We start from the raw sequence: 16,972 nt of genomic DNA on the forward strand, positions 1-16,972 counted from the left end.
GCCCGGCCGCCCGCGCCTCGGCCGTTCCCAGGCTGAACATGTCGCTCGCCGCGTCACGCAACAACGCGGCGGCGCCCAGGTCGGCATCCGCCAGCGCGGTCAAGCGGGTGTCGTGCGGCGCGGTCGAGCGGGTGTCGTGCGGCGCGGTCGAGCGGGTGTCGTGCGGCGCGGTCGAGCGGGTGTCGTGCGGCGCGGTCGAGCGGGTGTCGTGCGGGGCGGTCGAGCGGGTGTCGTGCGGCGCGTTCACGCGCGCGTCGTCCGAGGTGGTGGAGGCGGTGGCGCGCGCGTCGTCCGGGGCGGTTGGGGCGGTGGAGCGGGCGTCGTCCGGGGCGGTCGAGTGGGTGCCCTGCGGGGCGGGCGGCGGGGTTGCGGCGCGCGCGCCGCTGGGCGCCTCGGCTGTCGAGTGGCGGAAGAAACCCCTGACGACGGCGACGGGCACCTGGTCGCACTTGCCCTTGACCAGCTCGCCGGCGGCGGCCAGCTCGTCTATCACGGCCATCTGGGTGATCTGGAGCTCGTTGCCGTACGGGTCGGTCTCGCCTCTGTGGTCGCGGAACGGCGCGATGCCGGCGGCGCCCAGGGCGACGTCGGTCAGCCCGTTGCGCCAGGTGCGGCCCATCGTGTCGGAGACGATGATCGCCACGTCCAGGCCCCGGGACCGGAAGCCGTCGCGCAGGTGGCGGGCCGAGGCGTCGGGGTCGGTGGGTAGCAGGACCAGGTGGGTCTTGTCGACATTGGAGGCGTCGATGCCGGCCGCGGCCATCACGAAGCCGTGGTGGGTCTGGACGATGGTGGTCGGGCCGCGCCGGGCCACCACGCGCCGGGTCTCGGCGGCCAGCGTGGCGGCGCGGGCCGCGTCGCGCTCGGGGCCGTCGGCGGGGACCTCGACCAGGCGGCCCTCGGACTTTGAGATGATCTTGCTGGTCACGACCAGGACGTCGCCGTCGGTCAGCCAGGGTGCGGCCGTGGCGATCAGCTCGACCAGGTCGTCGCCGGGGGTGACGTCGCCCATTCCGCGGACCGGCAGGATCTCGAGGCCGTCGGCGGTGGTCACGCGACACCGGCCAGGGAAAGCGCGTCGGCGACCATCTGGGCCGTGGCCTCCTCGGAGGTCATCCAGAGGGGCACGGCCCGGGTCGGCACGCCGGGGACCTCGGCTCCCGCGTCGGTGGTGTCGACCAGCCAGCCGTCCAGCAGGCCGTTGTCGCTGCGGGCGCCGTACAGCGCGCCGACGCCGGAGGCGCTCACCTCGACGCCCAGCGTGGCCAGGCATTTGTCGGCCATGCCGCGCACCGGCGACTCGCCGATGATCGGTGAGACGCCGATGACGGGGGCCTGGCCCGTGGCGATCGCGTCGCGGATCGGGTCGACCGCCAGGATGGGGGCGATGCTGACGACCGGGTTGCTCGGGGCGAGCAGCACCACGTCGGCCGCGGTGATCGCTTCGACCACGCCGGGGGCCGGCTTGGCCGCGTCGGCGCCGACGAAGACGAAACGGTGGGTGGGCAGGTCGCCGCGGTAGCGGACCCACCATTCCTGGAAATGGATCGCCTTGCGCTCGCCGTCGACGTCGGCCACCACGTGCGTCTCGAGGCGGTCGTCGGTGGCCGGCAGCATGGTGAGCCCTGGTTTCCAGCGCTCGCACAGGGCCGCCGTGACCTGGGACAGGGGATAGCCGGCGGTGAGCATTTGCGTGCGTACGAGATGGGTGGCGGTGTCTTTGTCGCCCAGGCCGAACCACGACGGCTCGACGCCGTAGGCGGCGAGCTCTTCCTTGACCACCCAGGTCTCGCCGACGCGGCCCCAGCCCCGCTCGGGGTCGTGCGCGCCGCCCAGCGTGTACATCACGCTGTCGAGGTCGGGGCAGATCTGCAGGCCGTGCATGCGCACGTCATCGCCCACGTTGACGACCGCCGTGACGTCGGCGCCGATCGCCCGGGCATGAGCCCGCACGCCGACGAGGAACTTGGCGCCGCCGATGCCACCGGTGAGGACCACGATCCGCATGCCGTTCATCCTCTCTCACCGGTATGACAGAACCGTTCCCCGGGTAGCGGGTGGCCCATGCGCCGGCGGTCTACGCTGGGCCGACCACAAATCGCCACGTCAGGGAGAGAACCGTGACCAGCCAACCGCAGTCCGTGCCGGGCGAGGTCAAGTCGGCCGGCCAGTACCTTCGCCCGCTCCGCGACCTCGCGGTGTACGCCCTGGTCGGTGCCGCCGCCGTCTTCATCTTCCTGGCACTCCTCGATCTGATCCCGGACGGGCAGGGCCAGTTCAGCTTCCGCACCCAGGCCAGCTTCGGCGCCTTCATCAACCTCGAGACGATCGGCTTTCCGCTCGCCGCGGTGCTGCTGTCGTTGCTGGTGCAGCCGCGGCATCCGAAGGCGCAGCTGATCGTGCTGGTCGCCGTCATCGAGTACGGGTTGATGGCGCTCTTCGGCATCTTCTTCGGCGTGCTGATCGGCCTGATCAACGAGGCCGACCACAACGGCGCCCGCAGCGCGCTGGAGGGCCTGCTCGACCGGGTCGCCTGGCTCGCGGTGTTCGCCGTCGCGGCATACGCCGTCTTCCAGATCTGGCGCAACATGTTCTACACACCGCGCCCGAAGCCGCAGCCCCAGCCGCAGGGTATGTACGGCCAGCCGGGCTACAACCAGCCGGGCGCCTACCCGGGCCAGCCGGGCTTCGGCCCGCCCCCGGGTCAGCCCGCCCCCGGACAGCCGATCCATCCGGGTCAGCCGGGTCAGCCGGGCCAGCCGGGCTTCCCGCCCCCGCCGCCGCCCGGCGGCTATCCGCCGGGCCCGGGCCAGCAGGGCTTCGCCCCGGGCGTGTACGGCCAGCCCACCCCCGCCTGGAACCAGCCGGGCATGCCGATCCCGAACCCGGCCGCGTCCACTCAGCCGGTCCCGCCGGGACCGTTCGCCCCGTACCCGGACTCGGCCCCGCCGGCGCCATCGACGCAGGCCGGCGGCATGGATTACCCGGCCGAGCCCACCCAGGTGGTTCCCCAGCAAGAGACCGACGACCGTACCCAGAAGCTGGGCGACGAACGTCCCGGTTTCGGTCCCGCCGACCAGGACCCGCCCCGCCAGTAACCCGCGTGCCCCGGGCGCCGCCGTGTCCTATGCCACTGCGCGCGCCCGGGCACGACCGGCGCACCCGGCGACTTTCCGGCCTAGGCTGCACTGCGTGGTTGCAGCGAATGAGTCTTCAAGGGTGGCGGCGGCGCGGTTGGACGGGGAAGAGCCGGTTCCGACCGACGCGAGCATCCGCCGGGCGCTACGCCGCGCCGCCGACGGCAAGGCGCTCAACACCGACGAGGCGGTCGCCCTGCTGGCCGCGACCGGCGACCGGCTCGACGACCTGCTGGCGATCGCCGCCGGCATCCGGGACGCGGGCCTGCGCGAGGCCGGTCGACCGGGCGTCGTGACGTACTCGAAAAAGGTCTTCATCCCGCTGACCCGGCTCTGTCGCGACCGGTGTCACTACTGCACGTTCGCCACGGTGCCGCACCGCCTGCCCGCCGCCTTCCTCGAGCGCGAGGAGGTCCTCGAGATCGCTCGCCAGGGCGCCGCGCAGGGCTGCAAGGAGGCGCTGTTCACGCTGGGCGACCGGCCCGAGGAGCGATGGCCGGCGGCCCGGCAGTGGCTGGACGAGCGGGGCTACGACTCCACCCTCGACTATGTCCGCGCCTGCGCGATCGCCGTGCTGGAGGAGACCGGCCTGCTGCCGCACCTCAACCCCGGGGTGATGAGCTGGGACGACCTGCAACGGCTGAAGCCGGTGGCGCCGAGCATGGGCATGATGCTCGAGACCACGGCGACCCGGCTGTGGTCCGAGCCGGGCGGCCCGCACTTCGGCTCGCCCGACAAGGAGCCGGCGGTGCGCCTGCGGGTGCTCGACGACGCCGGCCGGGTGGGTGTCCCGTTCACCACCGGCATCCTGATCGGGATAGGTGAGACCCGGGCCGAGCGGATCGACGCCATCTTCGCGATGCGGCGCACGGCCCGCGAGTTCGGCCACGTCCAGGAAGTGATCATTCAGAACTTCCGCGCGAAGCCCGACACGGCGATGCGCGGGATGCCCGACGCCGAGTTGCGCGAGCTCGCCACGACGGTGGCGGTGGCCCGCATCATCATGGGCCCGCGCGCCCGCATCCAGGCGCCGCCCAACCTGATCGACGCCGAGTTCGGGCTCCTCATCAAGGCCGGCATCGACGACTGGGGCGGCGTCTCGCCGGTGACGCCCGACCACGTCAACCCCGAGCGCCCCTGGCCGCAGATCGAGCTGTTGCGCGAAAAATCGGCCGATGCCGGGTTCGTCCTGCGTGAGCGCCTCACCATCTATCCCGAGTACGTCAAGCGGGCCAACGAGGGCTGGCTGGACCCGCGCCTGGCGGCGCACGTCATCGCTCTCGCGGACGAGAACGGGCTGGCGAACGAAAGCGCCATGCCCGAAGGCAAACCCTGGCAAGAACCAGACGACGCGTACGGCAGTGGCCGCACCGACCTGTTCGCCACGATCGACACGACCGGCCGCACCAGCGACCGCCGGTCCGACTTCGACGACGTCTACGGCGATTGGCAAGAGGTTGCCGCCCACGTCAAGGACGGATCCACGACCAGCACGCCCACCGAGGTCCTCGCCGGCCTCAAGCTCGCATCGGAGAACCCGGCCGCCCTCCTCCTGCCGCAGCACGAGGACGCGGCGATGGCGCTGTTCAACGCCGATGGCAGCGCGCTCGACGAGCTGACCAGGATCGCCGACGACCTGCGCAAACAGGTCAACGGCGACGACATCACGTACGTCGTCAACCGGAACATCAACTTCACCAATGTCTGCTACGTCGGCTGCCGCTTCTGCGCGTTCGCCCAGCGCGAGCAGGACGCCGACGCCTACCGCCTGTCCGTCGACCAGGTCGCCGACCGGGCCGAGCAGGCCTGGCGGGACGGCGCCTCCGAGGTCTGCATGCAGGGCGGCATCGACCCCAAGATGCCGGTGACCGCGTACGCCGATCTGGTGCGCGCCGTGAAGAGCCGCGTCCCGGGGATGCACGTCCACGCGTACTCCCCGATGGAGATCGTCACGGGCGCCTCGAAGGCCGGCGTGCCGATCCGGGAGTGGCTGATCGAGCTGCGCGAGGCGGGGCTGGACACGATCCCGGGCACGGCCGCCGAGATCCTCGACGACGACGTCCGCTGGGTGCTGACCAAGGGCAAACTGCCGACCAGCACGTGGGTCGAGGTGGTCGGCACCGCGCACGAGGTGGGCATCCGGTCGAGCTCGACGATGATGTACGGCCACGTCGACCACCCGCGCCAGTGGCTGGGCCACTTCCGGGTGCTGGCCGGCCTGCAGGACCGGACGGGCGGCTTCACCGAGTTCGTGGCGCTGCCGTTCATCCACACCAACGCCCCGATCTACCTGGCCGGAATTGCGCGCCCGGGCCCGACCTGGCGGGAGAACCGGGTCGTGCACGCGATGGCCCGCATCCTGCTGCACGGTCGCATCGACAACATTCAGTGCTCTTGGGTGAAGCTCGGTGACGAGGGCACGAGGGCGATGGTCAACGGCGGCTGCAATGATCTTGGTGGCACGCTGATGGAGGAGACGATCTCCCGGATGGCCGGCTCGGAGCACGGCTCGGCGCGGACGGTCGCGGAGCTGAAGGAGCTCGCGGCCTCGGCCGGCCGGCCCGCTGTGGAGCGCACCACAGTGTATGGCCGCCGCTGACCCCAAAGTCACAAATCGGGTTAAATTGGACGCGACGCGCCCCAGTGGCGTAACCCTGTGCGCCCCCTGAGAGATAGGGCAGGAACGGGACCACGACGCGCCGAAGGCGCGCCGGGGAAACGGGCCTATTTATCAGGTTCGGCTTGACGACGCACGTCTTACACGCGTGTAATTTCGGTGGGGTTGCGGGCAGGAGGGGTACAGGGCTCGCAAAAAACACGCCGCGTGCGTGGGGGGTCAGCGTCGGCAGCGATGCCGGCGCGGAATTTGGGAGGCACGCCGATGGAAGCGCAGGTTGAAGGGGTAGACCTGCTCGGGGACGCGCCCGAGTGGCAGGAGCGGGCGCTGTGTTCGCAGACCGATCCGGAGGCCTTCTTTCCGGAGAAGGGCGGATCGACGCGGGAGGCGAAGCGGATCTGCGGCCGCTGCGACGTCAAGGCCGAGTGCCTCGAGTACGCGCTGGGCCACGACGAACGGTTCGGCATCTGGGGTGGGCTGTCCGAGCGTGAGCGCCGCAAGCTCAAGCGGCGGGTCGCATAACTCAGGAGAGCTCGTCGGGATCCACCCCGAGCAGGTTGGCTACCTGCTCGATGATCACATCGTGGACGAGGTCGGCGAGGTCTTCGCGGTCCATCGCCCGGAATTCCAGCGGCCGACGGTAGAGCACGATCCGAGGGGGAAGCTCCTGCCGGCCGGGACGCCCGGGCAGCAAGCGGGCCAGCGGCACCTCGCCGTCCTCGAGCACGTCGGAGTCGTAGACGTTGAGATCTGGGGGAACGTCTTCCACCGCGAACTCGACGCCGGCCAGCTCTTTGGCGTACCGCCGCTCGAGGCTCTCGACCGTGTCGAGCACCAGGTCGTCGAAGATCTCGGCCTTGGTGCGGGCCAGCGGGACCGTGGCCGGGACCAGCCGGCCGCGCAGCCCTCGCCCGTGCCGATCGCGCCGGGCCGGGTGTCCGGGACCGGCTTTGCGCGCCGCCCTGTCGTTGCGGCGGCGCTCGGGGCTCGTGGTCACCCCGCAAGCCTAGTCCTCCGGCAGCGGCACACGGTGGCAGCAATGTTTCCGCCGCGTGTCCGCAAGAGCGTTGGCCGGTATTTCGTCCCAACGAGTTGGCGTGTCGGGCGGCCATGCCCGAATCGTGATGCGCCACGGGTCGGCGTGTCGCGCGGCATCGCCCCCCACGCGAGCCCGCGGGGCGATAACGTGCCGCCGTGAGGTCCCCACGGCGCTGCTCCCGGAACGGCTGTCCCCGACAGGCGGTCGCCACCCTGACCTACGTCTACAACGACTCGACCGCCGTCGTCGGCCCCCTGGCGGCGTTCGCCGAGCCTCACACGTACGACCTTTGCGAGCCGCACGCCCGCAGCCTCACCGCCCCCCGAGGCTGGGAACTCGTGCGGCACGACGGCGATTTCGCGCCCCCGCCCCCTACCACCGACGACCTGGTCGCCCTGGCCGACGCCGTCCGAGAGGCCGCCCGGCCGCCCGCCCCGCCGCCGCGCACCGACGAGCGTGACCTGCCGGGCCACCAGACCGGCCGCCGGGGACACCTGAGGGTCATCCCCCCGACCCACTGACCCCGACGGGCCTACAGCCCGATCAGCGAGTAGCGCTTCTTCAGCCACGGCAGCAGCGTCCGGTAGGCCGTGATCGTGTCGGGCTGGGCGTAGTCGTGGGACAGCACGATCGCGCCGGCATGCGTGTTGTGTTCCACCCGCCAGATGATCTTGGCACGGTGTTGCGCCGGCGTCTCGCCCTTCGGGTGATCCCAGTCCCGCGGGTCGACCTTCCAGTACAACGAGCCCATCCCCATCGACTTGGCGATCGAGACGACGCCGGGCGTGAAGTTGCCGCCGGGCGCCCGGAAATACTTGATCTTCGCCTTCGGCGCGGCCTTGTGGATCGCCGCGCTGGTGCGCGCGAGGTCGGCCTTGATCTTCGCGGCCGGCTTCTTGCCGAGCTTGAGGTCGTGGCTCCACGTGTGGTTGCAGAGCGTGTGGCCGCCGGCCACGATCTGCCGTACCAGCTCCGGGTGCTTCTGCACGTTGCGTCCGACCAGGCAGAACGTCGCGTGCACATGGTTCTGTGCCAGCAGCTTGAGGATCTTCGGCGTCTGTGCCGGGTCGGGCCCGTCGTCGAAGGTGAGCGCCACGGCCTTCGTGCCCGTGGTCATCTTGCTGCCGCCGGGGCCCGCGCCCTTCTTCGCCGACACTTTCTTGGCGACCGCCTTTGTGGACGACGACGGCTTCGGCTTCGGCGTCGGCGGGCGTTTGGTCGCGCTGGGCGCCGAGGCTGCGGGTTTGGCTTGCGTACGGGCATCGGGCGTCGTATCCGCGAAGGCGCGCCCGGCGAGTCCGACCATCAGGAGGGCCATGCCGAACAGGACCAGCCTCTTGGGTTGCGACAACCGCATCAAACCCTCCCCGGGTGGCTCGAGCGCCATCGGTGGCTCGAACCACGACACTGCCTGCCGGGAGCGCTCCAATGCCAGCCGCCATGCGCGTCTCGGCACACTTTCGGGACCAAAGTCACGCGAAAGGAATCCAACAATCCTGATATTTCGGACTTGTCGTACTAGCCATGACCGCACGCCGAGGAGTACGTACGGGGCCACGCGATCGGATGAGATCGGCCATCGTGGACCGAAGGGTCTCAGGACGAAAGCTCCGCCAACTCTTCTTCGGTCAGCAGGCGGGAACGGATGAGGAAACGTACGCCCTCGGGCGCTTCCAGCGAGAAGCCGGCGCCGCGGCCCGGGACCACGTCCACCGTCAGATGGGTGTGCTTCCACAGCTCGAACTGCGAGGACGACATCCAGAACGTGATCGGCTCGTCCACCCCGTCGATCTTGAGGGACTCGAGCAGCACATCGGACTGGCCGGTGCGGAACTCGCCCTCGAGGTAGCACATCGGCGAGCTGCCGTCGCAGCACCCGCCGGACTGGTGGAACATCAGCGGACCGTGCTGCCCCCGCAGCCGCCGCATCATGGCGGCGGCCGCGGGAGTCACGTCAACGCGAGTGGCCATCTCTAGAAGAAACCCATCGCCTTCGGGCTGTACGACACCAGCAGGTTCTTCGTCTGCTGGTAGTGGTCCAGCATCATCTTGTGGTTCTCCCGGCCGATGCCGGACTGCTTGTAGCCACCGAACGCGGCGTGCGCCGGGTACAGGTGGTACGAGTTCGTCCAGACCCGCCCGGCCTTGATCGCGCGGCCGGCCCGGTAGGCGAGGTTGATGTCGCGGGTCCACACGCCGGCGCCGAGGCCGTACAGCGTGTCGTTGGCGATCTTGATGGCGTCCGCGTAGTCGGCGAACGAGGCCACCGACACGACCGGCCCGAAGATCTCCTCCTGGAAGATCCGCATGGCGTTGTTGCCCTCGAAGATCGTCGGCTGCACGTAGTAGCCGCCCGACAGGTTGCCGCCGAGGTCGGCCCGCGCGCCGCCGGTGAGCACCTTGGCCCCCTCCTGCCGGCCGATGTCCATGTACGACAGGATCTTCTCGAGCTGGTCGTTCGAGGCCTGCGCGCCGACCTGGGTGTCGGTGTCCAGCGGGTTGCCCTGTTTGAGGTTCTCCACCCTCTTCACGCCCGCCGCCAGGAAGTCCTGGTAGATCGACTGCTGGATGAGGGCGCGGGACGGGCAGGTGCAGACCTCGCCCTGGTTGAGCGCGAACATCGAGAAGCCCTCCAGCGACTTGTCGAAGAAGTCGTCGTCCTCGCGGTTGACGTCCTCGAAGAAGATGTTCGGGCTCTTGCCGCCGAGCTCCAGCGTGACCGGGATCAGGTTCTCCGAGGCGTACTGCATGATCAGGCGGCCGGTCGTGGTCTCGCCGGTGAACGCCACCTTGGCGACCCGGTTCGAGCTGGCCAGCGGCTTGCCCGCCTCGACGCCGAAGCCGTTCACGATGTTCAGGACGCCCGCCGGCAGCAGGTCGCCGATCAGCGACGTCAGGTAGTGGATCGAGGCCGGGGTCTGCTCGGCCGGCTTGAGCACGACCGCGTTGCCGGCCGCGAGAGCGGGCGCCAGCTTCCAGGTCGCCATCAGGATCGGGAAGTTCCACGGGATGATCTGGGCGACCACGCCGAGCGGCTCGTGGAAGTGGTAGGCGATCGTGTCGTCGTCGATCTCGCCGACCGTGCCCTCCTGGGCGCGGATCGCGCCGGCGAAGTAGCGGAAGTGGTCGATGGCGAGCGGCAGGTCGGCGGCGAGCGTCTCGCGGACCGGCTTGCCGTTCTCCCAGGCCTCGGCGACCGCGAGCTTCTCGAGGTTCGCCTCCATCCGGTCGGCGATCTTGTTGAGGATGTTGGCGCGCTCGGCCACCGATGTACGGCCCCACGCGTCGGCCACGCCGTGCGCGGCGTCGAGCGCCTTGTCCACGTCGTCGGCGGTGCCGCGGGCGATCTCGGTGAAGGTCTCGCCGGTCACCGGGCTCGGGTTCTCGAAGTACTGCCCCTTGGCCGGCGGGACGTATTCACCGCCGATGTAGTTGTCGTACCGCGACTGGTAGCTGACGATCGATCCGTCGGAACCGGGCGGGGAGTATGTGGTCATGGCAGCCTCCGCACCTTTGGGGATAGGTGCCGCCGAAGCTAGTTACCGGGACGTTGCAACCGGGTTGCAAGGCCGTGCTGGCCGGCGTCGCCTCCGGCTCGCGGGGACTGCGCCCTTCGGGGCCGATGTCGGGGGCGCCAAAAATAGCCTCAGCTGCGCCTCGCTATTTTCGGAGCCCCCGACATCGGCGGGCGCAGTCCGTACTCAACAGCCAGGTCGTTTACTCGGCTGACGGCCAAGGGGCGGGCGGGGGCGCCGTGCGGGAGCAGCTTGGTGTACTCCTCCCACACGTGCAGGTCGTCGGCGCCCCAGGGTGCGCTCAGCCAGGTGCGCAACAGGGCGCGGTCGCGCGAGGCCAGCACGGCGGCGCGCAGCTGGCCGTCGATCAGCCGGCGCATCTTGGTCACGCCGGGCGCGTCCGAGCCGGGCAGCAGCGGTCCCGCGTACTCGCCCAGGGCCTCGGCCACCTTGCCGCGCTCGAGCAGGCGGGCCACCGTGTGGAAGTCGGCGTCCAGCGAGGCGCGCAGCCGGTACGGGCGCGACCCGAGCAGTTCCGGCCCCAGCGTGCGGCGCAGCCGGGACAGCTCGGCGCGCACGGTCACCGGGCTCGCGGCGTCGTCGCCATAGAGATCAAGCGCAAGCTCCTCGCCCGTACGCCCTTCCGGGTGCGCCAGAAGCAGGACGAGCAGTTCCGAGTGCCGGCGGCCGAGCCGTTGCCGCACCCCGCCGAAGGTGAGTGTCGCCTCGTTGCGCCCGAGCGCCGTCACCCGCCCCGCGGCGGTCGGCGTCAGGTGGCTTCCCAGGTACGCCTCGGCGGCCAGCGCCGTGGCCCGGACCAGGGCGAGGCTGTGCGGGTTGGCCAGGAGATCGCCGCCGGTCACGTCGATCGCGCCCAGCAGGCGGCCGGTGGCCGGATCGTGGATCGGGGCGGCCGCGCAGGTCCAGCGCTGCACCTGGCGACTGAAATGCTCGGTCGCGAAGATCTGCACCGAGTGGTCGATCGCGATCGCGGTGCCCGGCGCGTTCGTCCCGGCGTGCTCCTCGTCCCAGCGCGCGCCGGGCACGAAGTTCATCCGTTCGGCCCCGCGCATCGCGGTGCCGGCCCCCTCGACCCACAGCAGTCGCCCGTACGCGTCGCAGACCGCCATCAGATGGTCGCCGTCGTCGGCCAGCCCACCGAGCAGGTCGCGAAAGATCGGCAGCACCCGCGCCAGCGGGTGCGCCGCGCGGTACTCCTCGAGCTCCCCCTCGCTCAGATCGATCGGCGCGGTGCCGTCGGGGCTGTGCAGCGCGTCGGCCGATCGCTTCCACGAGTCGGCCACCACCGACCGCATCGGCGGCACGGCAAACCGCTCGTCGCCGGACAAAAAGCGCTCGTGAGCCCGCCCGACCTGGCGGATCCGCTCGGCGGGATCGGCGCCGTGATCGAGGGCGAGCCATGGGTTGGCCAAGGGGAACCTCCCAGTCCCCACCATCGTGACCCGCATCACGTGCCGCGACAAGCGGGAGCGCGGTCACGCGTAACAGTGGCGCTGCCGGATTGCCACCCGAACGTTCCGGGTGCTCCGTTACTCTCAGCGGGAATCACCTGGCTGAGGGGGAGAGTTGTCCGATCTGTCCAAGCTCGTCAAGGCCTACGATGTGCGCGGCACGGTGCCCGACCAGTTCAACGAGTCGGTGGCCCGCGCGCTCGGGACGGCCTTCGTCGAGATGTTGCGCGAGTCCGGCGACAACGCGGATCAGATAGTGATCGCCCACGACATGCGGGAATCCGGCCCCGGCCTGTCCGCCGCGTTCGGCCGGGGCGCCAACGCCGCCGGCGCCGCCGTGGTCAGCATCGGCCTGGCCTCGACCGACGAGCTCTACTACGCCTCCGGCACGCTCGGCCTGCCCGGGGCGATGTTCACCGCGAGCCACAACCCGGCCCAGTACAACGGCATCAAGCTGTGCCGCGCCGGCGCCAAGCCGGTCGGCCAGGACAGCGGTCTGGCCGTGGTCCGCCGCCGCGCCGAGGAACTGCTCGCCGACCTGAACGCCGAGGCGGACGGCCCGGCCCAGATGGAGAACCGCGACCTGCTGCGCGACTACGCCGCGCACCTGCGCTCGCTGGTCGATCTGTCCGGCATCCGGCCGCTCAAGGTCATCGTGGACGCCGGCAACGGCATGGGCGGCTACACGGTCCCGGCCGTGCTGGGCGACCAGGTGCTGCCCGCCCTGCCGCTCACGATCGTCCCGATGTACTTCGAGCTCGACGGCTCGTTCCCCAACCACGAGGCCAACCCGCTCGACCCGGCCAACCTCGTCGACCTGCAGCGGGCGATCCGCGAGCAGGGCGCCGACATCGGCGTCGCGTTCGACGGCGACGCCGACCGCTGCTTCATCATCGACGAGAACGGCGACCCGGTCTCGCCGTCGGCGATCACCGCGCTGGTCGCCGTGCGCGAGCTGAACAAGTTCCCGGGCAGCACGGTCATCCACAACCTGATCACCTCGGCCGCGGTCCCCGAGATCATCACCGAGAACGGCGGCACGCCGGTCCGCAGCCGGGTCGGCCACTCCTTCATCAAGGGCGAGATGGCCCGCACCAACGCGGTCTTCGGCGGCGAGCACTCGGCGCACTACTACTTCCGTGACTTCTGGTTCGCCGACACCGGCATGCTGGCCGCCATGCACGTGCTGGCCGCGCTCGGCGGCCAGGAGCGGCCGCTGTCCGAGCTGGGCGCCGAGTACGAGCGGTACGCCGCGTCCGGCGAGATCAACTCTACGGTGGCCGATGTGCAGGCCAAGGTCGCCGAGGTCCGCGCGGCGTTCCCCGGCGCGACCATCGACGAGCTGGACGGCATGACGGCGACCCTCCCCGACGGCGCCTGGTTCAACCTGCGCGCGTCCAACACCGAGCCGTTGCTGAGGCTCAACGTGGAGGCGGCCAAGCCGGACCGCATGGCGTCGCTGCGAGACGAAGTGCTGGCCATCGTCCGCCGCTAGGCCGCGCTTGATTAGGATCGGGGAGGCTTACCTGTCCGTAACACCGTAAGGAGTCGTTCGGTGGCCCTCGATCCGCAGTTGCTGGACATCCTGGCCTGCCCGGACACGCATCATGCGCCGTTGACGTACGACGCCGGTGCGCAGACCCTGACCTGCACGGAGTGCGGACGGATCTTCGAGATCCGCGACGACATCCCGGTGCTCCTGCTCGACGAGGCTCGCCAGCCCACGGGAGAGAAGGCGTAATGGCGGACGTCAACGGGCACCGGGTGGCCGACCAGTCGCTGCTCGACGACGAGAAGTCGATGCTCGACAACGATCCCGGTGGCATGCTGCGCGCCACCGCGTCGGCCGGCGCCCAGGTCCGCGAGTCGGCGGCGCTTGCCGCCGAGACCGACCTCACCATGCTGGCCGACGAGGGCCGCCCCCGCGCGGTCGTCGTCGCCGGCATCGGCACCGCCGGCCTGACCGGCAACATCCTGGCCACCGTCGCCGGCCACCGCTGCCCGGTGCCGATCATCGGGCACCGCAGCGCCGGCATCCCGGGCTGGGTCGGCGCGGCCGACGTGGTCTTCGCGGTGAGCGCCTCCGGCCGCAGCCCCGAGGCGCTGGCCGCGGCCGAGGCGGCCGTCCGCCGGGGCGCCCGCCTGGTCGCCATCGGCAACCCCGACACCGAGCTGCAGGCGATGGCCGAGCGGGCCCGTGCGCCGTTCATCCCGGTGCCCCGCCGGGCACCGGCCCGCGCCAGCCTCTGGGGCCTCGCCGTCCCGGTGCTGCTGGCCGGCCGCGCCCTGGGCCTGGTCAAGGTCAACGAGGCCGACCTGGCCGAGACCGCGACCCGGCTGGACGCCGACGCCGAGCGCTGCCGCCCGGGCGCCGACTCGTTCGTGAACCCGGCGAAGGCCCTCGCGCTCGGCCTGGCCGGCTCGATCCCGATCGTCTGGGGCTCGTCCCCGCTGGCCACCGTCGCGGCCCGCCGCTTCGCCGACACGCTCGCCGCGAACGCGCGGTACCCCGTGATGGCCGGCGCGCTCGGCGAGGCCGGCCGCGGCCGGGTCGGCCTGCTCGACGGCGTCTTCGGCGGTCTCGCCGAGTCGTCGCGCGACATCTTCGCCGACACCGGCGACGACGAGGACGACGACACCGCGGCCACCCGCCTGCGCCTGGTGCTCTTCCGCGACGGCGGCCTCAACCCCGAGGACGACGCCGACGAGCCGGTCGCCGTCGAGGAGCGCCGCGCCGACGCGGTACAGACTCTCGCCGAGCGGCGCGGCGTGCGCTGCGACGTGCTCATCGCCGAGGGCGGCTCGGCGCTGGAGCGGCTCGCCTCGCTCACCGCCGTGCCCGACTTCGCCTCCCTCTACCTGGCCCTTGCGCACGGGCTCGACCCGATGGCCGTTCCCGCGATCAGCGAGATGAAGGAGCTGTCCAACCCCATGCCCGAGGGAATTCAGTGAGCGCCGAGGGCGGGACCCGCGCGATCATCGCCGCGCTGGCGGCGAACCTCGGCATCGCGGTCACCAAGTTCATCGCCTGGGCGCTGACCGGCTCGTCGTCGATGCTGGCCGAGGCGATCCACTCGGTCGCCGACTCCGGCAACCAGCTCCTGCTGCTGATCGGGGGCAAGCGGGCGCAGCGGCGGGCCACCCCCGAGCACCCCTTCGGCTATGGCCGGGAGCGGTACATCTACGCGTTCATCGTGTCGATCGTGCTGTTCAGCGTCGGTGGCCTGTTCGCGCTCTACGAGGCCTACCACAAGATCCAGCACCCCGAGCCGATCCACTCGTGGCAGTGGGTGCCGGTCACCGTGCTGATCGTCGCGATCGGACTCGAGACCTACTCGTTCATGACCGCGATCAACGAGTCCAACCGCACCCGCGGCAAGACCACCTGGGTCAACTTCGTGCGCCGCGCCAAGGCGCCCGAGCTGCCCGTGGTGCTGCTCGAGGACACCGGCGCCCTGATCGGTCTGGTCCTGGCCCTGTTCGGCGTGGTGCTCACCCTGATCACCGGCGACGGCGTGTGGGACGGCATCGGCACCGCGGCCATCGGCGTCCTGCTGGTCGCGATCGCGGTGGTCCTCGCGATCGAGACGAAGAGCCTTTTGATCGGCGAGGGCGCCAACCCGGAAGACGTCAAGAAGATCGAGAAGGCGATCCTGGCCGGCGACGGCGTCGAGCGGATCATCCACATGAAGACCCTGCACCTGGGCCCCGAAGAGCTGCTGGTCGCCGTCAAGATCGCGGTGCCGCGGGCCGAGCGTGCCGAAGACCTGGCCCAGCACATCGACGAGACCGAGGTCCGCATCCGCGAGGCCATCCCGATCGCCCGGGTCATCTACATCGAGCCCGACATCTACCACGAGCGCACGGCGCAGTCGGCCGCCGCCGAGGGCGCCCCGGCCACCGCCGGGTAGCCGCCATCCATCATCCGACCGAAGGCTAGTTCGCCGCTTATGACCGTGTATCCGCTGACCGGTGTCATCCGCCCCTACGCGTGGGGCTCCCACACCGCGATCGCCGAGCTTCAGGGCCGGCCCAGCCCCACCGAGGCCCCCGAGGCCGAGCTGTGGCTGGGCGCCCACCCCGACGACCCGTCCACCGTCGGCGGCGCCGCGGGCGACGTCAGCCTGAGCACGCTCATCGCCGGCAGCCCGAAGGACCAGCTGGGAGAGCAGGTGATGGCCGAGTTCGGCCCCCGCCTGCCGTTCCTGCTCAAGGTCCTCGCCGCCGGCGCGCCCCTGTCCCTGCAGGCCCACCCCGACCGCGCGTACGCCCGCGAGGCGTTCGCCCGCCAGCAGGCCGACCCGTCGCTGCCCAGGAACTACACCGACGCCAACCACAAGCCCGAGATGCTGGTGGCGCTGACCCCGTTCGAGGCCCTATGCGGGTTCCGGGCCCCGGGGCAGGCCGCCGACACCCTCGAGTCGCTCGCGATCCCGTCCCTCGAACCGGTGATCAAGTCGCTCCGCGACGGCGACCTGCGCTCGGCGGTGGAGGCCCTGCTGACCTGGCCCGAGGACGACCGCAACGCGCTGACCGCTGCCGTCCGGGAATCCGGCGTCTCCGAGCTCGCCGCCGGCCTGGCGGACCGCTATCCCGGCGACCCCGGCGTGCTGGTCGCGCTCCTGCTCAACCACGTTCGCCTCCAGCCCGGCGAGGCCATCTGGATGCCCGCCGGCAACCTCCACGCGTACGTCAAGGGCCTCGGTGTCGAGCTGATGGCCGCCAGCGACAACGTCCTGCGGGGCGGCCTGACCCCCAAGCGCGTCGACGTGGCCGAGCTGCTGAAGGTCCTGCGCTTCGAGGTCCTCGACGATCCCGTCCTCAAGTCGGCCGAGGTCGCGCCGGGCATCCTGACCTGGCCGGTCCCGATCCCCGACTTCGTCCTCTACCGCCTCGATCTCGACGGCGCAGGCCCCCCGCTCGAGGTCCCGGCCGAGGGCCCGCGCATCATCCTGGCCACGTCGGGCGACCTCTTCGCCGGCGAGTCGGTGGACGGCACGCCGATCGAGCTCACCCGGGGGGACGCCGCGTTCGCCCCGGCGAGCGCTGGCAAGATCAAGCTGGCGGGCACCGGGCAGGCGTTCGTCGCCGCCGTCCCGGCCTGACTCGACACGCTCGCGGCGCTGCTCGAGCACGTCGATGACGGCCTCGGTCTCCTTCACTCCCCGCGATCAGGTCTCGATTGTCACGCT

The 16,972-nt window shown here is 71.0% G+C and carries 15 protein-coding genes and 1 pseudogene; 9 read left to right on the top strand and 7 right to left on the bottom strand.

All coding sequences use genetic code 11. The features are described from left to right. Window positions 1–412: 412 nt before the first annotated feature. A pseudogene (locus ACIA5D_RS11880) lies at window positions 413–1,012 on the bottom strand (coenzyme F420-0:L-glutamate ligase); the annotation flags it as partial. Window positions 1,013–1,050: 38 nt separating this feature from the next. Continuing rightward, window positions 1,051–2,007 carry a 2-phospho-L-lactate transferase gene (gene cofD, locus ACIA5D_RS11885; RefSeq protein WP_396029856.1) on the bottom strand — a complete coding sequence of 319 codons (957 nt, stop codon included), beginning with the start codon at window positions 2,005–2,007 and terminating at the stop codon, window positions 1,051–1,053. A gap of 113 nt (window positions 2,008–2,120) precedes the next feature. Here cofD and ACIA5D_RS11890 point away from each other — a divergent pair, with 113 nt between their 5' ends. The 3 genes from ACIA5D_RS11890 to ACIA5D_RS11900 all read left to right on the top strand — a co-directional run bounded on the left by ACIA5D_RS11890 (window position 2,121) and on the right by ACIA5D_RS11900 (window position 6,276). Beyond that, on the top strand, window positions 2,121–3,098 hold the full coding sequence (locus ACIA5D_RS11890) for a hypothetical protein (RefSeq protein ID WP_396029857.1): 978 nt from the start codon (window positions 2,121–2,123) through the stop codon (window positions 3,096–3,098). Window positions 3,099–3,234: 136 nt separating this feature from the next. After that, window positions 3,235–5,736 carry a bifunctional FO biosynthesis protein CofGH gene (locus ACIA5D_RS11895; protein ID WP_396030350.1) on the top strand — a complete coding sequence of 834 codons (2,502 nt, stop codon included), beginning with the start codon at window positions 3,235–3,237 and terminating at the stop codon, window positions 5,734–5,736. Between the two features lie 282 nt (window positions 5,737–6,018). Beyond that, entirely contained in the window at window positions 6,019–6,276 is a 258-nt protein-coding gene (locus tag ACIA5D_RS11900) for a WhiB family transcriptional regulator (RefSeq protein WP_015619224.1), read from the top strand. Between the two features lies 1 nt (window position 6,277). Here the strand turns inward: ACIA5D_RS11900 and ACIA5D_RS11905 are convergent, their stop codons facing one another. Beyond that, entirely contained in the window at window positions 6,278–6,751 is a 474-nt protein-coding gene (locus ACIA5D_RS11905) for a metallopeptidase family protein (RefSeq protein WP_396029858.1), read from the bottom strand. A gap of 197 nt (window positions 6,752–6,948) precedes the next feature. Between ACIA5D_RS11905 and ACIA5D_RS11910 the strand changes: the two genes are divergently transcribed. Further along, on the top strand, window positions 6,949–7,314 hold the full coding sequence (locus ACIA5D_RS11910; protein ID WP_396029859.1) for a DUF3499 domain-containing protein: 366 nt from the start codon (window positions 6,949–6,951) through the stop codon (window positions 7,312–7,314). Between the two features lie 11 nt (window positions 7,315–7,325). Here ACIA5D_RS11910 and ACIA5D_RS11915 read toward each other — a convergent pair whose 3' ends face one another. The 4 genes from ACIA5D_RS11915 to ACIA5D_RS11930 form a co-directional block, all read right to left on the bottom strand. Next, entirely contained in the window at window positions 7,326–8,150 is an 825-nt protein-coding gene (locus ACIA5D_RS11915; protein WP_396029860.1) for a polysaccharide deacetylase family protein, read from the bottom strand. 239 nt (window positions 8,151–8,389) lie between these two features. Then, window positions 8,390–8,764, bottom strand: coding sequence for a DUF779 domain-containing protein (locus ACIA5D_RS11920; RefSeq protein ID WP_396029861.1), 375 nt, complete (start codon window positions 8,762–8,764; stop codon window positions 8,390–8,392). A gap of 2 nt (window positions 8,765–8,766) precedes the next feature. Next, window positions 8,767–10,290: an aldehyde dehydrogenase gene (adh, locus tag ACIA5D_RS11925; RefSeq protein WP_396029862.1), complete on the bottom strand. Its 1,524-nt coding sequence runs from the start codon at window positions 10,288–10,290 to the stop codon at window positions 8,767–8,769. 149 nt (window positions 10,291–10,439) lie between these two features. Then, window positions 10,440–11,741 (bottom strand): transcriptional regulator, encoded by a 1,302-nt coding sequence (locus tag ACIA5D_RS11930; protein ID WP_396029863.1) that lies wholly within the window; start codon window positions 11,739–11,741, stop codon window positions 10,440–10,442. A 154-nt stretch (window positions 11,742–11,895) separates the two neighbouring features. On the opposite strand from ACIA5D_RS11930, the gene ACIA5D_RS11935 reads away from it, so the two are divergent. The 5 genes from ACIA5D_RS11935 to manA are packed head-to-tail and all read left to right on the top strand — an operon-like array spanning window position 11,896 to window position 16,885. Then, window positions 11,896–13,275, top strand: a complete 1,380-nt coding sequence (locus ACIA5D_RS11935; RefSeq protein WP_396029864.1) for a phosphomannomutase/phosphoglucomutase — start codon at window positions 11,896–11,898, stop codon at window positions 13,273–13,275. Between the two features lie 60 nt (window positions 13,276–13,335). Continuing rightward, window positions 13,336–13,521: a Trm112 family protein gene (locus ACIA5D_RS11940; protein ID WP_396029865.1), complete on the top strand. Its 186-nt coding sequence runs from the start codon at window positions 13,336–13,338 to the stop codon at window positions 13,519–13,521. Further along, window positions 13,521–14,732, top strand: a complete 1,212-nt coding sequence (locus ACIA5D_RS11945; RefSeq protein ID WP_396029866.1) for an SIS domain-containing protein — start codon at window positions 13,521–13,523, stop codon at window positions 14,730–14,732. The genes ACIA5D_RS11940 and ACIA5D_RS11945 overlap by 1 nt, the downstream gene beginning before the upstream one ends. After that, window positions 14,729–15,691: a cation diffusion facilitator family transporter gene (locus tag ACIA5D_RS11950; protein WP_396029867.1), complete on the top strand. Its 963-nt coding sequence runs from the start codon at window positions 14,729–14,731 to the stop codon at window positions 15,689–15,691. The genes ACIA5D_RS11945 and ACIA5D_RS11950 overlap by 4 nt, the downstream gene beginning before the upstream one ends. A gap of 39 nt (window positions 15,692–15,730) precedes the next feature. Further along, window positions 15,731–16,885 carry a mannose-6-phosphate isomerase, class I gene (gene manA / locus ACIA5D_RS11955; RefSeq protein ID WP_396029868.1) on the top strand — a complete coding sequence of 385 codons (1,155 nt, stop codon included), beginning with the start codon at window positions 15,731–15,733 and terminating at the stop codon, window positions 16,883–16,885. Window positions 16,886–16,972: the final 87 nt, after the last annotated feature.

It is taken from the genome of Actinoplanes sp. NPDC051513 (assembly GCF_044454685.1).
Lineage (GTDB): Bacteria > Actinomycetota > Actinomycetes > Mycobacteriales > Micromonosporaceae > Actinoplanes.